Below are 19153 nucleotides of genomic sequence, written 5' to 3'. Positions count from 1 at the left end.
CCCAAGTCGAGACGTGCGGCGCGGTTCAGGACATGAAAGATGAGACCCCGGCATGGGCGAGGAGTTCGGCCTCCGTGAACATGCCTCGCCAATTCGACCGCCGCGAGGCGGAAGACGCCGTGGCATGCCAATCGTCAAGGCAACCCTGAACGCCTCGGACGCGTCTCCGGCCTGGTTCAGGGCGATAGTGGGCATGGGCTGCCAGCGACCGACCGATCGCCTTGATGCCCTTTGGCGTCAGCAAATTCTGACCTCGCCGAGACGTTCCAGCTTGTCCGGGTTGCGCACGATGAAGATATCGGTGATGAGGTCTGCCTCGTCATACGCGAAAGAGACCGTTGCGACGATCTGCTCGCCCTCTCGTAAAACAAGCCCACGGGCACCGTTGATGTCGGTGAACGTCCACTCATAGGCAGCCCACCATTCGCTCAGACGTTCGACCAGGAAGGTCCGCACCGCACCGCCTTCCAGGATTTCTGTCACCGTTGCTACCTTGCCCCCGCCGTCGGCGGTCAGGCGCACATCGCTGGCAAGCGTCGCGGCGAGGGTATCGGGCATGCCGGTACGGATTGCATCTTCGAAGGCAGCAAGGAGTTCCTCCTGACGCTCCTTCGACGGCTGGTGTCTGACATGCCCTTCGCCAATCCGCGCTTTGGCCCGCGAAACGAGCTTCCGGCATGCCGGCTCGTTCATATCCAACGATGCGGCGACGTCGGCATAGGACATCTCGAAAATCTCGTAGAGAAGATAGGCGGCCCGTTCTTTCGGTGTCAGACGCTCCAGCATCAGCAGAAAGGCAGTCGAGAGAGAGGATGAAAGCCCCATTTGCGACTCCGCGTCGTCATCGACGAACGTATGGACGGGTTCGGGTAGCCAGTTGCCCACATAGTCCACGCGGCTGCGGTAGGAGGCGCGTAGCATGTCGACGGCGCGTCGTGTGCAGGCCGTTGTCAGCCACGCGCCCGGAGATTGGATGCTCTCGATATCCGCTGCCTGCCAGCGGAGGTATGTGTCCTGGACAGCATCTTCCGCTTCCGCCCGGGAGCCAAGAATACGGTACGCGATGCCGAGAAGCCGCGGGCGTGCCTGCTCGAAGGTTCGGATCGCTGACCGGCCTTCGGTCGCTTGCCCCGGAGATTTATGCAGTCGTCCGCTCTTTTTCGGCGTCATTGTCGAGAACTCTTTTGTCAAAGGACAACTTCTTTGACGGCGTGACGATCCAGGCCATAATTTTGTGACGCGAGGCGGTGTTTATCCCGAATCGGCCGCGGTGAGGCTTGATCGGCCAGGTGGCGAAATAGCTTGCGGTCATGTCGCCAAGCTGGCCAGTTCCTTGATCGCCGGCTCGATATCCGCTGCCTCGATCATCCCGAAGCCGAATACGAGACCTTTCTGCGCGATGTCGCGTGAAGCGTAGCGGGCGATGTCCTCGATCCTGATGCCGCTTGCAGCGGCCTTCGCAACCAAGGCCCGTTCATCGCAAGGCACGGTCAGCTCGGCGGCGAGATGAACGCCGGCATGGGCGCGGAACGGGCGCAGGCGGTCGCCCATATGCGTATCGAGCGCGGCGCGCAGCGCTTCGTGCCGCGCCGAATAGATCCTGCGCATCTTTCGCACATGGCGCGCCAGATGGCCCTCGGCAATGAAGTCGGCGAGCGCGAGCTGACTGATGAGCGGATTGTGCCAATCGTTCATCTGCTTGGCCAGCGTCAGCGCGTAGCGCGCCCACTCGGGGACGACGACAAAGCCCATCCTGAGCGCCGGGAACATGCTCTTGGAAAACGTGCCGACATAAAGAACCGACCCCGCGCGGTCGAGCGTCTGCAGGGCGTCGAGCGGCATGCGATCGTGCCGGAATTCGCTATCGTAGTCGTCCTCGACGATGACGGCGCCGAAGCTCTCGGCGAAATCGAGCAGCGCGGCGCGCCGGCGCGCCGACATGGCGACGCCGAGCGGGAACTGATGCGAAGGTGTGACGCAGATGACGCGCGCGCTCGGCGGCAGCCGGTCCACGACGAGCCCTTCCTCGTCCACGGGGATGGAAAGGACCTTTGCGCCAGCCCCGACAAACGAACGGCGTGTGGGTCCGTATCCGGGGTCTTCAACGGCGACCTCTGTCTGCCCCGGCGTCACTAGGATGCGGGCGATGAGATCGATCGCCTGTCTCGTGCCCGCCGTCACCACGATGTCCTCGGGCCGGCACGCCACCGCGCGAACGAAGGAGACGTGGCTGGCAATCGCCTCGCGCAATGGCGGTTCGCCGGCCGGGTCGTGCTCATGGACCGGGCTTCTCGCAACCTTGCGCACAGCACGCGTCGACAGCCGCTGCCAGATTTCGAACGGAAATTCCGTATCTGGCATGCCGGCAACGAAGTCGTAGCGGTAGGTCTCGCCGCTGCAGGTCTCTGCCATGGGCCGCCACCCGCGCCAGGTGGGGGCAAGCCGCTTGTCGGCGACGGGGTCGGCCCGCAATGGAGTCCTGGGCCGCTCCAGCCGAGGACGGACATCCGCAACGTAAGTGCCCGAACCCTTGCGGCCCTCCACATAGCCCTCGCTTAACAGCATGTCATAGGCGGCGATCACAGTGTTACGCGATATGCCCAACCCCCGCGCCAGCGCACGTGTCGGCGGAAGCCGAAGTCCGGGCTGGAGCCGCCCGTCGATGATCGCGGCCCGCAATTGCCGGTGCAAAGATCGCAACAGTTCGCGCGATCCCTTCGCGGGCAGCTTGATCGCGATGTCGAGAATTGGCTCCATGAACTTCCGGCTTATCGGACCTGTTTAGGAACCATACAGTCAGCCATTTTTGCCTGCAACGCATTTGGCTGCCCGTGGAGGAAGTGCGGCAGACAGGAACCGGCAATGATCGACCTCTATTTCTCACCGACGCCGAACGGCCTGAAGCTCAAGCTGTTCTTCGAGGAGACCGGTCTGCCGCACCGGATCGTCCCCATCGCCCTGTCAAAGGGCGAACAGTTTACACCGGAGTTCCTCGCCATCTCGCCCAACAACAAGATCCCGGCCCTTGTCGATCATTCGCCTGTCGACGGCGGGGCGCCGGTGGCCATGTTCGAGTCGGGGGCCATGCTCGTCTACCTCGCCGACAAGGCCGGCGCGCTGATGCCGCGGTCTCCGCGCGGGCGCAACACCGTTCTCCAGTGGCTGTTCTGGCAGGCAGGCGGGCTTGGTCCCATGGCCGGGCAGATCGGCCATTTCAATGTCCACGCGCCGGAGAAGGTGCCCTATGCCATCGACCGTTATACGCGGGAGACCGCCCGTCTCTACGGTGTCCTCGACCGGCGCCTGGCGGACCACGAGTTCATCGCCGACGACTATTCGGTCGCCGACATCGCCTGCTATCCGTGGATCGTCCCGCACGAAGCGTTCGGGCAGGACCTCGGACGCTTTCCCAACCTGGCCCGCTGGTTCGCCACGATCGCTGCGCGCCCCGCTGCAGTCAGGACATATGACGGTATCATAGATGTCTATAGCGCACGACGCAGGCCGCTCACAAAGGCTGAACGCGAAGTGCTGTTCGGTCAGAAACGACCGGGTATCCGAGTCTGAACCATCGTGCCAATTGAAGCACGCCTTTACGGCTGCCGAACGTCGCGGCAAGTGGACGGCGACACGATGTGCAAGAGTGCGCCGTCAGCCTTCTGCTCGCGGCACCCGTCGATGCGGGGCGTCATCGTCGTTTCGCGGTAATGGACAGACTTCATTCTCGGCGCCCGTCTGCGCTGGGACCGTCGGGCCTGCGGTGTGTCGTGCAGCGCTGTCAGCCCGGCAGGCTGGCGCGAACGGTCTCAAGCCAGCGCATCGCGGTAACACCCTCCTCGATCAGCGGAGCCGAATGGCGCTCGCCCCGAAACGCGGCCACAGTCTCCTTGAGCAGCGCGTGGTAGCCCTTGAAATCCTCGTTGGCTGCGGCCGTGAAATTGGGACGCCAGGACATCGTGTCTTCCCCGTCGACCAAGCTTGCTTCGGGGTTGTCGGCCTTGAACGGGGGATCGCGGTAGTAGGTGACCCCGATGATGTTGTCGACCTCGACGCGACGGTGGTCGCCCATAACCTGCACGAACTCCATGGGCGTGCCGCGCGACTGGATCGTCCCCATCACCAGCGTTCCGATCGCCCCGTTTTCGAAGCCGATTGCGATATGGAGCAGGATCTTGCCGGGCTCCTTTTCCATCACGCGTGGCTGCATCGATGCGATGGGACCGACAAGGTGGGCCGGCAGATCCATATAGTGCACGCAATGATGCAGCAGGAAGCCGGTATAGTCGGCATTGCCCTGGAAGTAGGTGGGCGCCGTCATGTAGGAGCCGTAGAAGCCGAGGGCGGAACCGAAGTCGCGCTCGATCACCGCCTTGGCAATCCTGTTTCCGGCCGAAAAGCGTTTCATGAAGCCGACCACAAGTGGTTTTCCGGCCTTTTGCGATGCCTCGCTGAGGCGCAATGCGTCCTGGTGGGAGGCGCCGGGCGGCTTCTCCATGAAGACCGGCAGGCCGCGTTCGAGCGCGGCTTTGCCGATCTCGAGATGGGCGGCAGGGCCGATGGCCAGACCGACGGCGTCGATCCCGGGATGGGCAAGCAGATCCCGCGCGTCGGAGAAGACAGCGCCCACCCCGTATTGTCGGGCCACGTCCGCCGCTCGTCGGGTGTCGATGTCGCACACCGCGGCAATCCGCACGTCTTCGCGCACGAGCTGTGGCAACAGCATCTGCGAGGCATGGCGCCCGCAACCGATCCAGCCGATATTGAGGGTCATCGACGATAGCGTCCCATGGTCATTGCGTTTTTCAGGAGGGTGAGGCTTGCGGAGAGCTTTTCCGTCTCGTCCTCATGGGGAGGCCGCCACTGCGCGATCGGCACCGCAATGCGGTCGTCGTCGCGGCGGAACGGCTCGAGCGATATGGGGCCGGCATATCCGGCGGCATGGAGAGCCCGGGCCACGGCGACCCAGTCGGTGGCGCCCGTGCCGATGAAGCCGCGGTGGTTCTCGTTCGCCTGAAAGTGGGCGATGCGGGATCCCGCCTCCGTGATGGCTTCGGGAATGCTCGCATCCTCCATATGCATGTGGAAGGTGTCGAGCATGAGCCTCACCGATGGCTCATCGACGAGATCGACGAGTGCGATTCCCTGCCGGGTCGTGCACAGGATGTCGGTCTCGAAGCGGTTGAGCGGTTCCACGGCAAGCGTGACGCCCGCCTGTGCGGCGATGGGGGCCAAGACCTTGAGACCCTCGACGCACCAGCTCTCGCGCGCTGCGCGCTGCGCCTCGTCGACCGGCTGTGGCGCCCGCCCGGCAAAGACCAGCGGATTTCCATAGAGGGGGCCACCAAGGATGCGCGCGCCAAGCGTGTGGGCGCATTCGACGGCGTATTTCAGGTAGTCCCGGCCCTTTTGGCGGCAATTGGCATCGCTGCTGGTCAGATTGCGCTCCAGGGAGACGCGGGCAGCCAGCACGACGTCGAGCCCGGCGTCGCCGAGTGCGCCACGCAATTCCCCGAGATCGACGTCGCCAGGCTCCGGTACCAGCAGTTCGATGAAGTCATAGCCCAATGCCTTGAGGCGCTCCAGCCATGGAAAGTGCTCGCTCGTGAAAGGGCGGGCGATCTGCATGGAGATCAGCCCCACGGGATTGGTCATTGTTGTGTTCTCCATGGTTCGCTCAGCCCTTGACAGCGCCTTGGGTGAGGCCCGAGATCAGGCGTCTCTGGATGAGCAGGAAGAGCAGCGTGGCCGGCATGGCGCCCAGCACGCCGCCGGCCGTCAGCAGGCCCCATTCGATCTGGTACTCGCCGATGAGCGTCTGGATAGCGACGGTGATGGTGCGTACGTTGCGGCCGCCCAAGGTCAGCGCGTAGAGGTATTCGTTCCAGGACGTGATGAAGATGTAGATGCCGGTGGCGATGATGCCCGGCAGGATGAGCGGCAGAATCACCTTTCTGAGCGCGCCCAGCCGCGAGCAGCCGTCGACCATGGCCGCCTCGTCCAGGCTTCTGGGAATCGAGTTGATGTAGCTCGTCATCATCCAGACCGAGAAGGGAATGGCGACCGTGGCGTTGGCGATGATCAGCGCCGCGTGGGTGTCGATGAGGCCGAGGCGGCGCATGATCACGAAAAGCGGCAGGATGAGCAGGACCACAGGAAACATGTTGATGACCAGAAACTTGATCATCAGTACGCGCCGCCCCGGAAAGCGGAAGCGCGAGAATGCGTAGGCCGCGGTAACGCTGAGGCTCAATCCGAGAACGACCGTCCCGATGGCCACGATGAAGCTGTGCACCATGTTAAGCGGGAAGTCCGTGCGACCGACGAGCCTCTCGTAATTTGCCGTGGTCCAGTTCAGCGGGTCGAGCGCGACGCCGGCCTGCAGAAGATGCTCCTGCGGGGTAAGGGAGGTCAGCGCCATCCAGATATAGGGACCAAGCGCGAAGGCGACGATCGCGAGCACCGGCAGGTGCGTGCCGAGGAGCGAGCGGAGGGCGGACTGGCGGCGTACCATCAGTCGAGGGTCCTGTTGATGCGCGAGAGATAGACGAGAACGAGCCCGGTGAGCATGAGGGTGAAGATTACCGCCAGCGCAGAGCCGTAGCCGAAATTCAGGCTGGAGCGGGCCTCGATGAAGGCGTAGAGCGGCAATGTATGGGTTGCATAGCCCGGCCCCCCGCCGGTCATGACGTAGATGACGTCGATGGAATTGGCGACCCAGATCGTGCGCAGGAGGATCGCGGTGCCGAGAACGCCGGCGATGCCGGGCAGTGTGATGTTTCGGAACTGCTGCCAGGTGCTGGCGCCGTCGATCGCCGCCGCCTCGTAGTAACTCCGGGGAATGGACTGCAGACCCGCCAGGATCATCACCGCAAAGAAGGGAAAGCCCTGCCAGGTGAGGGTCAGGATGATAGCATAGAGCGCCGTGTCGGGGTCGGCAAGCCAGGGAAAGGAAGACTGCAGGATCCCGAGCCGGAACAGGATGTCGTTGAGCACGCCATAATTGGCATCGTAGATCCAGCGCCACATCAGGGCGATGACGACGCTCGGCAGCGCCCAGGGGATGATGATCAGCGCCCGCGCCACCGGCCGCCAGAAAAAATCGCGGTTGAGCAGGATGGCGGTGAGGAGGCCGAGCAACGCCTGAGCGGGAATGGTGATCCCGATCCACAGCAGCGTGTTTGCGAAAGAGATCCAGAAGACCTCGTCCTGGAGCGCCGCGACGAAATTGCCGAACCATACGAAGGTGCGGTCCGCCGGACGCCAGACGACGTAGTCGTGCAGGCTCAGGTACACCGCCTCCGCCATGGGCAGAAAGACGATCAGCAGGGTGACAAGGACCGCCGGCGTCAGCAGGAGGTAGGGAAAGGCGGAAACCCTCTCCCGGGTTCTCCGACGGCCAAGCGGCGCTGTGCGAGCGGCTGAGGACATGGTTGGACCGGTGGCTGGAAAATGGGCAGCCGGGCCATTGCCCGGCTGCCGGGAGAGGGTTACTTCGTGGCGTAGAGTTCCTGGATCTCGCGCATCATCTCCTTGGAGGTGATCTCGCCCAGGAGGGCGCGCTGCATGGCACGGGGCCAGACATTGTTCACGAAATCGGACGTGGCGCCGGTGGCTGGAAGCGTCTCGGCGAAAGGCAGGGAGTTCATTGTCGCCTGGACGAAGCGTGCCTCATGGTTCTGCCAGTTTTCCGAGTCGGACTTGGTGACGGGCAGCTGGCCGGTCGCCTCGTTGAAGAGCGCGTTGTTTCCGCTTGAGGCGAGGAAGGAAATCCACTTCCAGGCGGCCTCCTTGTCTTCCGCCGAGGAGAACACGGCCAGCGACTCATCGCCGAAGGCGGTCCATCGTCCGCCGCCGCACTCGGGCACCGGCGCGGCGGAGACCTTGTCTCCGAGCGCCTCGACCATGGCGTTGGAGGAGCCGATATGGTGGATCGTCATTGCCGTGCGCCCCTGCTGGAAAGCGGCGATGATCTCCTGGAACCCGTCATTGGGCGCCGATGGCGGGAAGACACCATGCTCGCGATGCAGGTCGATGACCCACTGGTTGGCGGCAATGGCCGCCTCGCTCGTCAGGCTTTCTTCGTCTTCCAGCGAGACACCTTCGTGCGACAGCACCAGGCTTGCCCAGTGGTCGTGGCCAGCCCCGCCGCCGCGGAAGCCGAAGCCATAGACGTCGATGTTGCCGTCACCATCGGTATCCCTGGTCAGGGCCTTGGCCGCGGCAAGGAAGTCCTCGCAGGTCGCGGGCGGCTCAAGGCCCGCCTCCGCGAACAGGTCGGCACGGTAATAGAGATACAGCACCACATACTGGACCGGGAGGTAGTACTGGTTGCCATCCGGTCCGGCATTGATATCCAGGATGTTGTCGAGCAGGTCATTCTTGCCTTCCCAACTGGCCAGCCACGCGTCGATCGGCTCGAGCGCACCCATCTCGACGAGGCGCGGCTGGGCGAAGAGCTTGACCATGGCTGCGTCGGGGGCGCCGCCACCAACGATCGCCGTGTACAGGTTGTCGTAATAGCTGTTCCAAGGCACGTTCTCGGCTTCGATGGCAATGCCCGGATTCTGCTCCTCGAACTTGGCGACGAGCTCATCCATCGGATTGTCGGGATTGTCGAAATGGTACCAGAAGCGGACGGTCGAATCCGCATGGGCAAGACCCGCCATTGCCGATAGCGACGCTGCCATCGTCAGAGCTTTCAAGACTTTTCTCATCGTTTCCTCCCTTGGTTGGATGAATATCCGGCTGTGTCCAGCCATTCGGCGGCCAGAGCAAAGGCCGTGCGCGCCTCTTCGAGCGCCACGGTCATCTGCATAAAGCCATGCACGACGCCGCGATGCAGGTGGCAGACATCATGGCGCCCGAGATCTCTCAGGCGTTCGTAAAGGCCGAGCGTGTCATCGCGCAGCGGATCGAGCTCGGCCGCGTTCAGGAAAAGGGGCGGCAGAGCCGCCAGCGCATCCTCGGAAGCATTGAGCGGAGCGGCCAGGGGATCGTTGCGTGAGACGGGCTGCGGCGCGTAGCGGTCCCAATAGGCTCTCATCCGCTCGGCGGTGAGGCCATAGGGCGGATCCGGCATGCGATAGGACGCGGTTGAAAAATCCGCGCCATAGACACCGTAGAACAGCATGGCGAAATGGGGTCCCGCCGTACCCTCCCTGAGGGCGCTCAGCATGGTGGCCATGGCGAGATTGGCACCCGCGGAATCGCCCGAGATGCCGGCAGGCCCGACCTCGATGCCGTGTTCGGCTGCCGCTGCATGGGCGGCTTGCCAAGCCGCCTTGCAATCCTCCAGCCCGGCTGGAAACGGCGCCTCGGGCGCGCGGCGATAGAAGGGGGCTATGACGGCCATGCGGCAGGATTCTGCTAGCATCCGAATGGCCCTTTCATGGGTATGCGGCGAGCCGAACATCCAGCCGCCGCCGTGCAGATACAGGATGAAGCCCGGCCTGGCCCGGATTGGCACGCGCAACGTCGCCCGAAGAGGAGCGGGAGCGGAGGTTGCCGGCAGCGCGATCTCGCGTGCGATGGCCATTTCAGGCAGTTCGACGTTCCAGCGCCTGTTGCTTTGCTCGAATTGCGCACGCGCCTCGTCGAGCGGCAGCGTGAAGAGGTCGCAGAGCCCCTCGTCCTCCGCCTTCAGCCGCGCGATGAGCGCCCGCATCGGTGGCGACGGGTCGGGCAACCGCAGGGCTGAGTGTCCAGCCGGTCCTGTCATGCGCCTTCCTCTTGGGCGGGCTGTTCGAAAAGCGCAGGCCCGAAGTCGACGATTGTCGCGACGTGGTGGCTGATTGCGCGGATCGCGGCTTCCTCGTCGCGCGCTTCGAGCGCCTCGATGATCACCTCGTGGCGACGCGCCGTGACGTTGAGGTCGCGCTGCTCGCCGCTGCGCAGGATCTTGAAGCGCTGGTTGTGCAGGATGCAGCGTGACAGCAAGGGTTCCACCGCCGGCAGATCGGCCGCCTGAAACAGCGACATGTGAAAACTGCGGTCGAAATCGGCAAGGGCGTACTCGTCCTTTGCGCGGGCGGCCTTGATCATCGCCGAAAGATAGTGGCGCAGTTCCTCAAGCCCCTTGTCGTTTATCCGCTGAACGGCACGGCGGATGCCGCGCGTCTCGATTCCGTGGCGCAGGCGGAACATCTCGACCGCTTCGTCGCGCGTACAGTCGGAGACGCGCGTGCCGCGGTGGCCCATGCGCACAACGAGCCCCTCGTCCTGGAGATTGAGGAGAGCCTCGCGCACCGTACCCTGGCTGCAGCCGAAATATTCGGCAAGCTCGAGCTCCAGAAGGGCTTCTCCCGGCACCACCTCGCCAAGCATGATCGCCCGCTTGATGCCCTCGAAGACCTCTGCGCTCTTCGAAACCCGCGCAGTGGCCTCGCGTCCTCTTCTGCTGGCCAGGGCAAATGCCATCCTTCCGCCTCTTGTCGCCTGCTCTTCTTTCTTTTATTAATATCAATAATGATAACGATAAAGCAAGGGCGAAACCGAAGGGTGCGGCGCGCATGGCCACGATCGAGCTGAAGGACGTCTTCAAGAGCTACGGGGGCGTGGAGGTCATCCACGGCGTGTCACTCGACATCGCCGATCACGAGTTCATGGTGTTCGTCGGCCCGTCCGGCTGCGGCAAGAGCACCCTGCTGCGCATGGTGGCCGGCCTGGAAACCATTACCGACGGCAGGGTTCTGATCGGTGACAGGCTGGTGAACAGCCTTGAGCCGCGCCACCGGGACATCGCAATGGTCTTTCAGGACTATGCGCTCTACCCGCACATGACCGTGCGCGAGAACATGGCCTTCGGATTGCGGATGCGCAAGGCCCCGGATTCGGAGGTGGAGAAGAGGCTTGCGGAGGCGGCGGACATCCTGCAGATCTCATCGCTTCTCGACCGCAAGCCCGGCCAGCTTTCCGGCGGGCAGCGCCAGCGCGTGGCGATGGGGCGGGCAATCGTGCGGCGTCCCTCGGCATTTCTGTTCGACGAGCCGCTTTCCAATCTGGACGCCAAGCTGCGCGTCGACATGCGCACGCAGATCAAACGGCTGCACGCCCTGCTGAGGACCACCACGATCTACGTCACACACGACCAGGTCGAGGCCATGACCCTGGCGGACCGGATCACGGTTCTGCGCAACGGCCATATCGAGCAGGTCGGCACGCCATTCGAGGTCTACGAGCGTCCGGCCAATCTCTTCGTGGCAGAATTCATCGGTTCGCCTGCCATGAACATGCTCAAGGCCCGCTATGTTGCCGAGGGCGGCAAGGTGGAAGCCGTTATCAAGGACGACCTGCGCATCAAGGTGCCCCCCCACCAGATCCAGAGCGGGACGGATGTCGTCCTCGGCATCCGTCCCGAGCATCTCGAACCGTCGCAGTTCCGCGCGCATGGAGATTCGACGACCTTCACGGCAACGACCAAGATCCTTGAGCCATTGGGCTCGGACGTCATGGTGCTGTGTGACCTGGCGGGGATGGAACTGACGGCGCGGCTCACCCCCGGGCGCGTTTCGCGGGCAGGCGAGTGCGTTGATCTCGTGTTCGATACGGCGAACATACACCTCTTCGAATTGCAGAGCGGGCGAAGGGTCGAAGCGCTTGCCCGCGAGCCGGCGTAAACCGGGAACCCGGAGCTCGGCCGGCTGAGCCTGGTGCCGGCGGGCAGGGAAGCGCCTGCTCAACCGGTCCGGCGAATGTCCTGCTCTTGGCCGCGACCCCGTTGAAGATCACATGTCCGATCCGCCGCGAAAGGTCGCGTGCACAGGCGGGCTCGTCCATCCGCAGGATTGCCGGATCGTCATCATCACCGCCTTGCACCGGACAGGATGAGGGGGACAAAGAAGGGAATGCCGATCAGCGGGGCGAAAATGCCGATCGGGAAGACCGGCCCGGGGATGAGCATCTGGATGACCGCCGCGCTGACCGACAGGATCGGAGCGCACCGTGACAACTCGGCAGCCGCGGCGGCGGCAGAGGCCTGCCGGGAGCATAGGCTGGCGATCACCGACGCCATCATCTTCGCAACCGCCCGTGCACGGAGCGCCACGCTTCTGACCTGCGACACGCATTTCGAAGGACTGCCCGGCGTCACCCTGATCGAGAAGATCAAGCCGTGAAACCCGGGGCCACCATTCGCCGCCAGCTCCTCGTTCAGCTTGCGCGCCAACCGCTCCACCGTCGTCGGCACAGCCTCGATGTCCCTCTAGCAGTGCTTCCGCGTGCCGCTTGGAAAGTCTGTATGGCGGATCTCCGGCCTTGGCCCTTTCCGAAGCCGATGAGACACCTGCGATGAATTTCGGCTTGAAACAAACGAACCCGGACATCCCCAAAGCAAGGGGCCCCCTGTCGACCGGGATGAACCGAAATGCCACATCCCTCCCCGATGGGTGCAGCGCGTACCTCGAATCCTTCGCAGTGGATTACAATCAGCGGATCGAACCCTTGTCCCGGTGCGTAGCGGTAAGAATATGCATCTACGTAGTGGACGCGCTGTCAATGGCCCGCAGCTCGTCCCTTCGTATTTTGCCGCATAACGTTATTCACCCCCCAACAGAAGCTGGCCCTCAGCCATGATCCGCCACGCCATGCTCAACATGCTCCGCCGCAGACCTTCCGGCACCCAGTGGGCTGACTTGTCGAAACAGATGGGCACCATCTGTTGGGATCGCACAACTAGGCGCCCCGAGGCCCTGCATTGCCGCGCATTCCGGTGGCGAACATCGGGCCGCCGCGCCAGCGCGGAAAGCCGTAGCCGTGAATCTCGACGAGGTCGATGGCGGCGGGGCTTTCGGCGATGCCCTCCTCCAGGATCGCCCGCCCCTCGGCCGCCATCTCGGCGACCAGATGTTCGGCAATTGCCCGGCGGCTCATGGAGGTTTTGGCGATGATTTCCCCGGCGAGCAGTTCTGCCACCGCCGGCGAGGGCTGCGGCCGACGCTCGCCCGGAACATAGTCGTACCAGCCGGCGCCGGTCTTCTGCCCCTTGCGGCCGGCGCGCACCAGAATGTCGCCCAGCGTTTCGGGCACATGCCGCCCGGCTGCCCGCGCGCCCTCCCGCTGCAGGAAAGCGATGTCGAGCCCGCCCAGATCCTGTGCCTCGAACGGACCCATCGCAAAGCCGTAGTCGCGCATTGCAGCATCGATCTCGGCGATGGGAATGCCCTGGCGGACCAGCGCCTCGGCGCCGGCACGATAAAGTTTCAGGATACGGTTGCCGATGAAGCCCTCGCAGATGCCGGCACGCACCGGGATCTTCTTCAGAAGCCGCGCCACGGCAAAGCCCGTAGCCAGGGTGCGTAGCGAGGTTTGCGGGGTGGGCACGATCTCGAGAAGTTTCATCACATTGGCCGGGCTGAAGAAATGCAGGCCGATGAACCGCTCGGGGCCGGGAAGACCCTCGGCGATGGAGCGCGGATCGAGATAGGAGGTGTTGGTCGCCAGCACCGCATCCTGGCGGCAGACCCGGCCAACCGCATCGAACACCGCCCGCTTGACGTCGATATCCTCGAACACCGCCTCGATCACCAGATCGGCCTCGGCAAGGCTGGCATGGTCCGTCGTTCCGGTAACGCCGCGCACCAGCGCCTCGGCCTGCGCCTCGCTCAGCCTGCCGCGCCGGACATTGCCGGCGAAGATGCCGCGCAGGGTGTCGAGACCGCGCGCCACCCCTTCTGCGTCGCGTTCGACCAGGGTGACGGGCAGGCCGGCCTCGCGCATGGCGGCGGCGATGCCTGCGCCCATGGTGCCGCCGCCGATCACCGCGGCACGGCGGAGCGGCAGCGGCTCGACATCGCGCAGCGCGGCAGGGCGCAGTGCGGCGCGCTCGGCGAAGAACACATGGCGCAGCGCCGCCGCCTCTTCCGAACCGCGCAGTTCGAGAAAGGTCTCGCGTTCGAAGGCCATGGCCTCGCCAAAGGATGCCTCGACGCCCTTGCGCACGCATGCAAGCGCCCGCAGCGGCGCTGTCGCGCCGCGGGCCGCCCTGGCGACGGCTTTTTCCTTTTCGCTCCAGAACGAGGCATCGGGGGCGGTGACGGCACGGGCCGAGACCGGTGCGGGCAAAGGCCGCGTCAGCGCCTGCCGCGCGAAGGCGATGGCACCGTCGCGCAGGCTGCCCTCGATCACCGCGTCGATGAGGCCGGCGCGGGCCGCGCCGGCAGCACCCATCGGGCGGCCGGAGGTTACCAGTTCCACCGCCAGTTCGGCTCCGGCCAGGCGCGGCGTGCGCACCGTACCCGACGCGCCGGGAACGACGCCAAGCGTCACTTCGGGAAAGCCCACCGAGGCATCAGGGGCGGCCAGGCGGAAGCGGCACCCCATCGCCACCTCGAAGCCGCCACCGAGCGCCGAGCCGTGGATGGCCGCCACCCAAGGCTTCCGCGCGCCCTCGATCCGCGCCACCAGATCGGGCAGGTGCGGCGGCTGCGGCGGCTTGCCGAACTCGCTCACGTCGGCCCCGGCGATGAAGGTACGCCCGGCACAGATCAGCACCACCGCCGCGACCGAGGGATCGACATCGAGCGCCCCCACCGCGTCCCAAAGACCTTGCCGCAGTGCCTGGCTCAGCGCGTTTACGGGCGGGTTGTCCACGCTGACAACGGCGATGTCCCCTTCGTGCTCGATGGCGATGACAGACATGCTCACAGTCCCAGATAGGCCTCGCGGATGCGCGGGTTGCTGATCAGTTCCTCGGACGGCCCCTGCATGGTGATGCGGCCGGTTTCCATGACATAGCCGCGGTCGGCAATCTTCAGGGCGCCGAAGGCGTTCTGTTCGACCAGGAGCACGGTGACACCGAGCGCCTTCAGGCCGCTGATCACCTCGAAGATCTGCTGCACGACGATCGGGGCCAGACCCATCGAGGGCTCGTCGAGCAGCAGGCAGAACGGCCGGCCCATCAGCGCCCGCGCCATGGCCAGCATCTGCTGCTGCCCGCCCGAAAGCCCGCCGGCGACCAGGTTCCGCTTTTCCTTCAGGATCGGAAACATCTGGAAGGCGTCGTCCATGTCCTTCTCCACACGCTCGTCGGTGTAGAGGAAGGCGCCAAGGCGCAGGTTCTCCTCGACCGTCAGGTTTGTGAAGATCTGCCGCCCCTCGGGCGAATGGGCCAGGCCGCGCGCCAGCCGCCGGTAGGCGGGCACCAGGTGCAGCGGCTCACCGCGGAAGGTGATGGTGCCGGACGACAGGGGCTGCACCCCGGACAGGCAGCGCAGGAGCGTGGTCTTGCCTGCGCCATTGGCGCCGACGACGGTGACGATCTCGCCGGAATCCACATGCAGGTCGATACCGTGCAGCACCTCGATGCGCCCGTATCGCGAGCGCAGTCCCTCAACCGTCAGCATGCGCAGCCTCCTCGCTCCCCAGATAGGCGGCAATCACCGCGGGGTCGCGGCTGACCTCTGCGGGCGCGCCTTCGGCAATCTTCTCGCCCTGGTCCAGAACCACGACATGGCTGGAGATGCGCATGACCAGCTTCATGTCATGTTCGACCAGAAGGATGGCGACGCCGGATGCGGCGACTTCGGCGATGAGCTGGTCGATCTCCTCGGTCTCGACCGCATTGCAGCCGGCGGCAGGCTCGTCGAGCAGCAGCACCTTGGGCCGCAGCGCCAGCGCCCGGGCGATCTCCAGCCGCTTGAGCGACCCATAGGACAGGCTTCCCGCCTCGCGGTCTGCGGCGCGCTCCAGCCCGACGCGGGCGAGAAGTGCACGCGCCCCCGCTTCCGCCGCCCGCGCTCGACGGCGCGAGGACGGCAGGTGCAAAAGATCGGCCAGCACCGCCCCCCGCTCCTGCAGGTGGAAGCCTGCTATGGCGTTCTCCAGCACCGTCATGTTCTGGAAGATCTGCAGGTTCTGGAAGGTGCGCGACATGCCGCGGCTGGCCAGGCGGAACGGTGCCATGCCGGTGACGTCCTCGCCCTCCAGCAGCACGCAGCCTGAATCCGGCTGATAGATGCCGGAGATCATGTTGAACAGCGTGGTCTTTCCAGCGCCGTTCGGACCGATGATCGAAACGATCTCGCCGGGATCCACCTTCAAGCTGACATCGTGAACCGCCTTGATGCCGCCGAAGGCGATGCCCAGTCCCTCGATCGAAAGCAGCGTCATTCGTCACGCCCCCTCAGCTTGCGCAGCAGCGATGGCAGCAGTCCTTCGCGCAGGAAGATCATCATCAGCATCATCACCAGGCCGAGGACGAGCTGCTCGAACTCCGCGAAAACGGTAAGCACCTGCGGCAGAAGCGTCAGCACGCCCGCCCCGAGGATCGCACCCAGCACCGAGCCGGCACCGCCCAGCACGGCCATGGTCACCATCTCGATCGAATGCATGAAGCCGGCCACATCCGGGGTGATGAACTTGTTCTGCAGCGCCAGCAGCGAGCCGGCGACCGAGGCATAGACCGCCGATATCACGAAGGCCTGCAGCTTCAGCCGCGCCACATCGATTCCGACCGTCTGGGCGGCGATTTCCGAGCCATGCAGGGCGCGCAGCGCCCGTCCGGTCGGGCTTTGGCGCAGGTTCAGCGCGATCCAGGCGCCGATCAGCAAGGCAATGCCGCAGAAGAAGTACCAGAACTCGCCGTTGGAGATGTTGAGCCCCCAATCCTTCAGAAGTCCGCGCAGGCCGAGGTCGGGCACGATGATGCCGTCGGGGCCCCCAGTGAGCTGGCGCTCGTTGTTCAGCACCATCGAGACGAGGATGCCGAAGCCCAGCGTTGCAACGGCGAGATAGTAGCCCTTGAGCCGCAGGATCGGTCGGCCGACGAGATAGGCCAGGGCACCGGAGATGAGCACGCCCAGAACCGCCGCAAGGGCGGGAGGCAGGCCCAGATGCACAGGCGCCAGCGCGCAGGCATAGCCGCCAATGCCGGCGAAGCCGGCATGGCCCAGGCTGATCTGCCCGGCATAGCCGGTCAGGATGACGATGCCGGTCACGGCCAGCCCGTTGACGAAGATCAGCGCCCCGACACGATAATAGTAGCCGGAGGGGAAGAAGAGGGGCGAGACCACGACAAGCGCGGCCAGCACCAGAAGCGTGGCGGATTTGGCGGACAGTCTCGGCATCAGACCCGCTCCGTCGATTTGCTGCCGAACAGGCCCTGCGGCATGAAGAACAGGACGAGCAGGATCACCACGAAGGCGACCGCCTCCTTGTAGGTGGAAGACAGGTAACCTGCCGTAAGGGCCTCGATGAGCCCGATCAGGAAGCCTCCGACCAGCGCGCCCTTCGGATTGCCCATGCCGCCCAGCATGGCGCCGGCGAAGCCCTTGAGCGCGAAACCGATGCCGACATTGTAGGCGGTAAGCGTGATCGGCGTGGCCAGCACGCCCGCCAGCGCGCCGATCCCTGCCGACAGAGCGAAGGACAAGGTCATCACGAAGTTCGTGTTGATGCCGACAAGCTGCGCAGCCAGGCGGTTGTTGGAGGTCGCCAGCACGGCCCGGCCGATGAGCGTGCGGGTGAAGAACAGCCACAGGCCGACAAACACGACGAGCGCGCCGCCGATCACCCACAGGCTCTGCGGCTGGATGGTCGCCTCCAGAACCCGCAGGGGCGTGTCGCCGGAAAAGGCGGGAAAGCTGTGGATCTGCTTGTCGAACACCTGTTGCGCGGCGCCCTGGATGAAAACCGAAGCGCCGATGGTGATGATGATGAGCGACACCACCGGCGCGCCGCGTGCAGGCTCGATGGCCAGCTTGTTGAGCGTCACACCCAGGGCCGCTGTGGCCAGGATGGCGACGAGGGCTGCCAGCGGCAGCGGCAGGCCCGCCTGATAGGCGAACCATGTGATCATGCCGCCGAGCATGACGAATTCGCCCTGCGCGAAGTTCACCACGTCCGAGGCGTTGTAGATGATCGTGAAGCCGAGTGCGACGAGCGCGTAGACCGCGCCCACCGTCAGTCCCGAGAACAGGAATTGCAGCAGTTCAGACATGCCGAGGCTCTCCGGCCGGATCGTGCCAGCGGGCGGAAGCGGTCCCCGGCGACGGGGACCGCGCGGCTCTTACTCGACGAGGGACCAGGTTCCGCCCTTGACTTCGAGCATGCGGAAGGCCGACAGGTCGAGCCCCAGATGGTCTTCCGCCGACATGGTGTAGACACCGGTCGTGCCAACCAGTGCCGAGGTCGCTTCGAGCGCGTCGCGGATCGCCTCGGGCTCTGCCGAGCCGGCACGGGTCAAGGCATCGACGAGCAGCGCGAAACCGTCATGGGCATAGCCGCCGAAGGTGCTGACGGGTTCGTTGTGCCTCTCCTCGTAGGCGGTCTTGTAGGCCATCACGACCGGCTTCTGCGGATCGTCCTCGGCGAGCAGGTCGGCCACCAGAAGCGCTGTGCCCGGCAGGCGCACACCCTCGACCGCATCCTTGCCCGCCAGCTCGATGAAGCCGTCGGAGGCAACGCCGTGCGACTGGTAGAGCGGCAGCTCGATGCCGAGCTGGCGATAGTTGCGGGTCACGATGGCGGGGCCCTGGCCGAACCCCGGGTTCAGCACCGCCTGAACGCCCTCGGTGTTGCGGATCTTGGTGAGCTGCGCCGTCATGTCGGCGTCCTTCGGGTCATAGGTTTCGTCCGCGGCGATCTTGATGCCGTATTCGCCGGCCACGTCCTTGCATTGGGCCTGCATCGAGGCGCCGAAGCCGTCCGTGCCCGAGATCATGCCGATCGTCTCGATACCGCGCTTCTGCATGTCCTCGAAGATCTTCTGGCAGGCCATGCGGTCGGTATGCGGCGTCTTGAAGGTGTAGGGCTTGACCGGCTGGACGATGTCGATGGCGCCGGCGAGCGAGATGAAGGGAATCTCGGCGTCCTCGGCCACCGAAAGGATCGACATGGAGGTGCCGGTGGTGCTGCCGCCGATGATGGCCTGCACCTCGTCATTCTCGATCAGCCGGGTGGCGAAGGTGCGCGCCTTGTTGGGGTCGCCGCCGTCATCGTAGAGCACGAGCTCGATCTTCTCGCCATTGATGCCGCCCTTGGCGTTGATCTCCTCGACCAGCATCTCCAGCGTCTTGGCCTCGGGATCGCCGAGAAAGGCAGCAGGGCCGGTTGCGGAAACCGAAGCGCCGATCTTGATCTCGGCGCTGGCGACAGAGGCCAGGCCGAGGGCGATCAGCGCCGCTGGAACAGTCGTTGCAAGGGTCTTCTTCATGGTTTG

Annotated in this window: 18 protein-coding genes; 3 read left to right on the top strand and 15 right to left on the bottom strand. The window is 64.8% G+C overall.

From position 1 onward, the window contains the following. Positions 1–237: 237 nt before the first annotated feature. Both NYR58_RS03045 and pdxR read right to left on the bottom strand, forming a co-directional pair. On the bottom strand, positions 238–1170 hold the full coding sequence (locus tag NYR58_RS03045; protein ID WP_261518997.1) for a sigma-70 family RNA polymerase sigma factor: 933 nt from the start codon (positions 1168–1170) through the stop codon (positions 238–240). A 138-nt stretch (positions 1171–1308) separates the two neighbouring features. Continuing rightward, positions 1309–2757 (bottom strand): MocR-like pyridoxine biosynthesis transcription factor PdxR, encoded by a 1449-nt coding sequence (pdxR, locus tag NYR58_RS03040; protein ID WP_261518996.1) that lies wholly within the window; start codon positions 2755–2757, stop codon positions 1309–1311. 105 nt (positions 2758–2862) lie between these two features. Here pdxR and NYR58_RS03035 point away from each other — a divergent pair, with 105 nt between their 5' ends. After that, the gene (locus tag NYR58_RS03035; RefSeq protein ID WP_261518995.1) at positions 2863–3567 is read left to right on the top strand and encodes a glutathione binding-like protein; all 705 of its coding nucleotides are present in this window, start codon (positions 2863–2865) and stop codon (positions 3565–3567) included. A 211-nt stretch (positions 3568–3778) separates the two neighbouring features. On the opposite strand, the gene NYR58_RS03030 is transcribed toward NYR58_RS03035, so the two are convergent. From NYR58_RS03030 to NYR58_RS03000, 7 genes are read right to left on the bottom strand one after another with little or no spacing between them, the layout of a single operon-like run. Next, positions 3779–4771: a Gfo/Idh/MocA family protein gene (locus tag NYR58_RS03030; protein ID WP_261518994.1), complete on the bottom strand. Its 993-nt coding sequence runs from the start codon at positions 4769–4771 to the stop codon at positions 3779–3781. Next, a complete protein-coding gene (locus tag NYR58_RS03025) occupies positions 4768–5652 on the bottom strand; it encodes a sugar phosphate isomerase/epimerase family protein (RefSeq protein WP_261518993.1) in 885 nt (294 codons plus the stop codon). Before NYR58_RS03025 ends, NYR58_RS03030 begins: the two co-directional genes overlap by 4 nt. 22 nt (positions 5653–5674) lie before the next feature. Beyond that, entirely contained in the window at positions 5675–6511 is an 837-nt protein-coding gene (locus NYR58_RS03020) for a carbohydrate ABC transporter permease (protein ID WP_261518992.1), read from the bottom strand. Continuing rightward, the gene (locus NYR58_RS03015; RefSeq protein ID WP_261518991.1) at positions 6511–7428 is read right to left on the bottom strand and encodes a carbohydrate ABC transporter permease; all 918 of its coding nucleotides are present in this window, start codon (positions 7426–7428) and stop codon (positions 6511–6513) included. Before NYR58_RS03015 ends, NYR58_RS03020 begins: the two co-directional genes overlap by 1 nt. Positions 7429–7487: 59 nt before the next feature. Continuing rightward, the gene (locus NYR58_RS03010) at positions 7488–8702 is read right to left on the bottom strand and encodes an ABC transporter substrate-binding protein (protein WP_261518990.1); all 1215 of its coding nucleotides are present in this window, start codon (positions 8700–8702) and stop codon (positions 7488–7490) included. 8 nt (positions 8703–8710) lie between these two features. Further along, entirely contained in the window at positions 8711–9718 is a 1008-nt protein-coding gene (locus NYR58_RS03005; protein WP_261518989.1) for an alpha/beta hydrolase, read from the bottom strand. Beyond that, positions 9715–10416 carry a GntR family transcriptional regulator gene (locus NYR58_RS03000; RefSeq protein ID WP_261518988.1) on the bottom strand — a complete coding sequence of 234 codons (702 nt, stop codon included), beginning with the start codon at positions 10414–10416 and terminating at the stop codon, positions 9715–9717. The genes NYR58_RS03005 and NYR58_RS03000 overlap by 4 nt, the downstream gene beginning before the upstream one ends. A 92-nt stretch (positions 10417–10508) precedes the next feature. On the opposite strand from NYR58_RS03000, the gene NYR58_RS02995 reads away from it, so the two are divergent. Further along, positions 10509–11615 carry an ABC transporter ATP-binding protein gene (locus NYR58_RS02995; protein ID WP_261518987.1) on the top strand — a complete coding sequence of 369 codons (1107 nt, stop codon included), beginning with the start codon at positions 10509–10511 and terminating at the stop codon, positions 11613–11615. Between the two features lie 276 nt (positions 11616–11891). Beyond that, entirely contained in the window at positions 11892–12113 is a 222-nt protein-coding gene (locus NYR58_RS02990) for a PIN domain-containing protein (protein ID WP_261518986.1), read from the top strand. A 556-nt stretch (positions 12114–12669) separates the two neighbouring features. On the opposite strand, the gene NYR58_RS02985 is transcribed toward NYR58_RS02990, so the two are convergent. From NYR58_RS02985 to NYR58_RS02960, 6 genes are all read right to left on the bottom strand, one after another. Further along, on the bottom strand, positions 12670–14634 hold the full coding sequence (locus NYR58_RS02985) for a 3-hydroxyacyl-CoA dehydrogenase NAD-binding domain-containing protein (protein WP_261518985.1): 1965 nt from the start codon (positions 14632–14634) through the stop codon (positions 12670–12672). 2 nt (positions 14635–14636) lie between these two features. Next, positions 14637–15338 carry an ABC transporter ATP-binding protein gene (locus tag NYR58_RS02980; RefSeq protein WP_261518984.1) on the bottom strand — a complete coding sequence of 234 codons (702 nt, stop codon included), beginning with the start codon at positions 15336–15338 and terminating at the stop codon, positions 14637–14639. After that, positions 15325–16104, bottom strand: a complete 780-nt coding sequence (locus NYR58_RS02975) for an ABC transporter ATP-binding protein (RefSeq protein ID WP_261518983.1) — start codon at positions 16102–16104, stop codon at positions 15325–15327. The genes NYR58_RS02980 and NYR58_RS02975 overlap by 14 nt, the downstream gene beginning before the upstream one ends. Further along, positions 16101–17060: a branched-chain amino acid ABC transporter permease gene (locus NYR58_RS02970; RefSeq protein WP_261518982.1), complete on the bottom strand. Its 960-nt coding sequence runs from the start codon at positions 17058–17060 to the stop codon at positions 16101–16103. Before NYR58_RS02970 ends, NYR58_RS02975 begins: the two co-directional genes overlap by 4 nt. Further along, complete coding sequence (locus NYR58_RS02965; RefSeq protein WP_261518981.1) at positions 17060–17932, bottom strand: branched-chain amino acid ABC transporter permease; 873 nt, start codon at positions 17930–17932, stop codon at positions 17060–17062. The genes NYR58_RS02970 and NYR58_RS02965 overlap by 1 nt, the downstream gene beginning before the upstream one ends. 69 nt (positions 17933–18001) lie before the next feature. Beyond that, positions 18002–19147 (bottom strand): ABC transporter substrate-binding protein, encoded by a 1146-nt coding sequence (locus NYR58_RS02960; RefSeq protein ID WP_261518980.1) that lies wholly within the window; start codon positions 19145–19147, stop codon positions 18002–18004. Between the last annotated feature and the right edge of the window lie 6 nt (positions 19148–19153).

It is taken from the genome of Chelativorans intermedius (assembly GCF_025398255.1).
In the GTDB taxonomy this organism is placed as follows: domain Bacteria; phylum Pseudomonadota; class Alphaproteobacteria; order Rhizobiales; family Rhizobiaceae; genus Chelativorans; species Chelativorans intermedius.
The sequence above is the reverse complement of the archived record's forward strand: the minus strand, read 5'-3'. Positions and strand labels throughout refer to the sequence as shown.